At 42.8% G+C, this 1,043-nt stretch carries 1 rRNA gene; it reads left to right on the top strand.

Annotation, left to right across the window (positions count from 1 at the left end):
* Positions 1 to 1,043, top strand: a 23S ribosomal RNA gene (locus CEX73_RS00505); the annotation flags it as partial.

The following is a 1,043-nucleotide window of genomic DNA, read 5'->3' as shown; positions in this document are numbered from 1 at the left end:
TGGGCAGATTGAAGGTTAGGTAACACTAACTGGAGGATCGAACTGACTAATGTTGCAAAATTAGCGGATGACTTGTGGCTAGGAGTGAAAGACTAATCAAACCGGGAGATAGCTGGTTCTCCCCGAGAGCTATTTAGGTAGCGCCTTATGAATTCATCTTTGGGGGTAGAGCACTGTTTTGGCTAAGGGTCCATCTTGGATTACTAAACCAATGCAAACTACGAATACTAGAGAATGTTATCATGGGAGACACACGATGGGTGCTAACGTCCATCGTGAAAAGGGAAACAACCCAGACCGCCAGCTAAGGTCCCAAAATCATAATTAAGTAAAACGATGTGGGAAGTCATAAACAACCAGGATGTTGGCTTAGAAGCAGCCATCATTTAAAGAAAGCGTAATAGCTCACTGGTCGAGTCATCCTGCGCGGAAAATGTAACGCAGCTAAATTATGTACCGAAGCTGCGGCAACAATATTTCATATATTGTTGGGTAGGGGAGCGTTCTGTAAGCCAATGAAGGTATATTGTAAAGTATACTGGAGGTATCAGAAGTGCGAATGCTGACATAAGTAACGAAAAAGCGGGCAAAAAAACCCGCTCGCCGAAAAACTAAGGTTTCCTGTTCAACGGTAATCGAAGCAGGGTAAGTCGGCTCCTAAGGCGAGGTCGAAAGGCGTAGTCGATGGGTAACAGGTTAATATTCCTGTACTAGATGTAACTGCGAAGGGGGTACGAAGAAAGCTAAGTTCGCCAGGTGACGGTTATCCTGGTTTAAGCATGTAGGTGAAAAAGCAGGTAAATCCACTTTTTAAAACACTAAGATGTGATGACAAACCAATAATATTGGTAAAGGAATTGATGCTCTGCTTCCAAGAAAAGCCTCTAAGCTTCAGGTTACATGTAATCGTTACTTAACTACCTGTGTCGGTTTACGGTACGATTACATGTAACCTGAAGCTTAGAGGCTTTTCTTGGAAGCAGAGCATCAATTCCTTTACCAATATTATTGGTTTGTCATCACATCTTAGTGTTTTAGATCGG

The organism is Candidatus Palibaumannia cicadellinicola (assembly GCF_002855795.1).
GTDB classification, from domain to species: Bacteria; Pseudomonadota; Gammaproteobacteria; order Enterobacterales; family Enterobacteriaceae; genus Baumannia; species Baumannia cicadellinicola_C.
Note: the sequence above shows the minus strand (reverse complement) of the source record. Positions and strands in the feature narration are given on the sequence as shown.